The organism is Micromonospora sp. ATA51 (genome assembly GCF_016802855.1).
Lineage (GTDB): Bacteria > Actinomycetota > Actinomycetes > Mycobacteriales > Micromonosporaceae > Micromonospora > Micromonospora sicca.
Window position 1 is genome coordinate 1 of record NZ_JAEVHJ010000510.1, and the last position, 2,953, is coordinate 2,953.

At 76.2% G+C, this 2,953-nt stretch carries 4 protein-coding genes and 1 pseudogene; all 5 read left to right on the forward strand.

Annotated features, from left to right (window positions below; genetic code table 11):
- Nucleotides 1-108: pseudogene (locus tag JNW87_RS36845) on the forward strand (MerR family transcriptional regulator); the annotation flags it as partial.
- A complete protein-coding gene (locus JNW87_RS36850) occupies nucleotides 88-1,392 on the forward strand; it encodes a phage baseplate assembly protein V (RefSeq protein ID WP_309234153.1) in 1,305 nt (434 codons plus the stop codon). The pseudogene JNW87_RS36845 and the gene JNW87_RS36850, both read left to right, overlap by 21 nt.
- On the forward strand, nucleotides 1,392-1,730 hold the full coding sequence (locus JNW87_RS36855; RefSeq protein ID WP_109805628.1) for a hypothetical protein: 339 nt from the start codon (nucleotides 1,392-1,394) through the stop codon (nucleotides 1,728-1,730). The genes JNW87_RS36850 and JNW87_RS36855 overlap by 1 nt, the downstream gene beginning before the upstream one ends.
- Entirely contained in the window at nucleotides 1,727-2,176 is a 450-nt protein-coding gene (locus JNW87_RS36860; RefSeq protein WP_238455315.1) for a GPW/gp25 family protein, read from the forward strand. Before JNW87_RS36855 ends, JNW87_RS36860 begins: the two co-directional genes overlap by 4 nt.
- The coding region (locus tag JNW87_RS36865; RefSeq protein WP_238455316.1) for a baseplate J/gp47 family protein at nucleotides 2,173-2,953 on the forward strand (781 nt) is incomplete at its 3' end. The genes JNW87_RS36860 and JNW87_RS36865, both read left to right, overlap by 4 nt.

Sequence of the window (2,953 nt, forward strand, 5' to 3'; positions counted from 1 at the left end):
GAGGTGCGGCTGGGGCGGGCGGAGCTGATCGCGCGTTCCGGGATCGACGAGTCGACGTTGGCGGAGTTGGAGCGGCTCGGTGTGCTGGTGTCCGATCCGTACGACGGGCTGCACCGGCTGCGCAAGCGGCAGCAGTTGCGGGTCTTCGAGTCGGTGACCGCCGCCGACCTGGCCCGGGAACTCTGCGCCGACCTGGGGTGGACGGTCGACGCGGAGACCGACGGGCCCCGGCTGGACCGGCTGCTCCAGCACCGGCACACCGACCTGGAGCTGCTGCGCGAGGTGGCCGGGCGGGCCGGGCTGCACCTCGCCGCCGACGGGGACCGGTTGCGGCTGCTGACCCTCGACGGGTACGGCGAGCCGGTGCCGCTGGCGCTGGGCGACTCGGTGCACTCGCTGCGGATCGCGGAGAACCTGGACCGGGCCGGCGGGGAGAGCGCCGCGCTGGGCTGGCACCCGCAGCGCGCCGAGCCGCTGCGGCAGCAGGTGGGCGAGGCCCGCTCGGGCCGCCGCATCCCGCTGACGCCGGACCCGGGCGGGGTGGGCGCGGACGGCGTACGGACGGCGGTGGACCAGCCCGGCCGCAGCGACGACGAGCTGGCCGCCCTGGCCCAGGCCGGGTTGGACGCCCGGGTCGCCGCCCTGGTCACCGCCGAGGGGGTGGCCGAGGGCGACCCGGCGCTGCGCCCGGGCCGGCGGATCCGGCTCACCGGGGTTCCCGAGCCGGTCGCCGGGGTGTACGTGCTCACCGAGGTGGTGCACACCGTGGACGCGAACGGCCACCTGACCGCCTTCGCCACCGTCCCGCCCGACCCGCCGCCGAGCCCGGCGCCCGTCCCGGCGACGGTCACCCTCGGCACGGTCACCGACGTCGACGACCCGGACCGGCTCGGCCGGGTCCGGTTGACCCTGCCCGCGTACGGGGACCTGGACGCCGGCTGGCTCGCGGTGGTCTGCCCGGGCGCGGGGCGGGGCAAGGGCATCGTGGCACTGCCCGACCCGGACGACACCGTGCTGGTGGTGCTCCCCGGCGGGGAGCCGGCGTCGGGGATCGTCCTCGGCTCGCTCTTCGGCGCGATCGAGCCGTACGACGCGGGGATCGTCGACGGGCGGTCCCGGCGCTGGTCGATGCGGACCGGCACCGGCCAGTCGATCGTCATCGACGACGACGGCCGCACGCTGCGGCTGGCCACCGACGGGGGCAGCTTCGTGGAGCTGCGGCCGGAGCTGACCACCGTGCACGCGGCCGGCGACCTGGTGCTCTCCGCGCCCGGCCGGGCGATGGTGGTCCGCGCCCGGACCGTCGACTTCCTGCGCGCGGAGGCGACCGAGGACGCCGACACCGCCGCGGCGCAGGCCCGCACCCTCGCCCGCGCCCACGGAGGTGGCTGATGCGCTGGATCCACCGCGACTCGCTGATCGTGTGCGACCACGACGGTCGGGTCGCCAACCGCGCCTCGCAGCACTGGGTGACCGTGCGGGGCGTGCCGGTGCTGGTCGACGCCGACCCGGAGGGGCGGGACATCACCGCCTGCCCCAACTACGGGCCGACCATCAAGCCGTGCGCCAAGACCCTGCGGGTCAGTGTCGGCTACAGCGCCTGGCTGCGGGTGGACGGGCACCGGGTGGTGCTGGACAGCCTGGACGGGCTCACCGACGGCACCCCGCCGGGGCTGGTCCACCACACCGTCCGCGACCCGCGGCAGACCTTCCTGGAGGCGGACGCATGAGGGCCTTCCGCTTCGTCGGCGCCGGCTTCGACGCGGGTCGCACCGGTGGGCTGGCGCTGACCGCCGCCGGCGGGCTCGCCATGACCGACGGCGACGAGACGGTACGCCAGGCGCTGTTCCTGCTGCTGTCCACCACGCCCGGCGAGCGGCTGATGCGACCCGGGTACGGGTCCCGGCTGCACCGGCTGGTCTTCGCGCCCAACGACGACACCACCGCCGGGCTGGCCATCCACTACGTCCGGCAGGCGATCCGGCGGTGGGAGCCGCGGGTCAAGGTGATCGACGTGGACGCCGGACCCGACCCGGACGACCCGTGGCGCCTCGTCATCCGGCTCGACTACCGGGTCCGCGCCAGCCTCTCCCCCGGCCAGCTGGTCTTCTCCGTCGACCTGCTGCCCGACGACGACCCGCCGGACCACGACCGCGCCGAGGGAGACCCGTCATGACGCTGCCGGTGCCGCACCTCGACGACCGCGCCTTCCTCGACCTGGTCACCGAGGCGCGGGAACGGATCCGCCAGTCCTGCCCCGACTGGACGGATCTGTCCGCGCACGATCCCGGGATGGCGCTGCTGGAGGCGTTCGCGTACCTGACCGAGGTGATGATCTACCGGCTGAACCAGTTGCCGGAGAAGGCGTACGTCGCGTTCCTGAACCTGCTCGGGGTGACCCGCCACCCGCCCTCGGCGGCCTGGGCGGACGTCCGGTTCACCCGGACCGGCCCGGACCGCGGCGCGGTCCGGATCCCGGCCGGGACCCGGGTCGCCGCCGCCCGCGGCGCCGACCCCCGGCCCGTCGTCTTCGTCACCACCGAGCCGGCGCTGCTGCCCGCCGGGGAGACCGAGGTGACGGTACGCCTGCACCACTGCGAGCCGGTCGAGGCGGAACTGCTCGGCACCGGCACCGGCCAGCCCGGCCAGGTGCTGCGCGCGGCGAAGGCCCCGCTGACCCGCACCGCCGAGCCGCTGGACCTGCTGCTCGGCGTGGAGGTGCCGGCCGGCTCGGTGGAGCTGGGCGCGGCGGCCCGGGAGCACGACGGGCGGACCTTCGAGATCTGGCGGCCGGTGGACAGCTTCGCCGGGCTCGGCCCGCAGGCCAAGGTCTACCTGGTCGACCGGGCCTCCGGGGTGGTCACCTTCGCCCCCGCGCTGGACCTGCGCTCCCCCGCCGGTCCGGCCGCGGCGGTGACCGGGCCGGGTGCCGAGGTGGCGCCCGGCCCGGGAA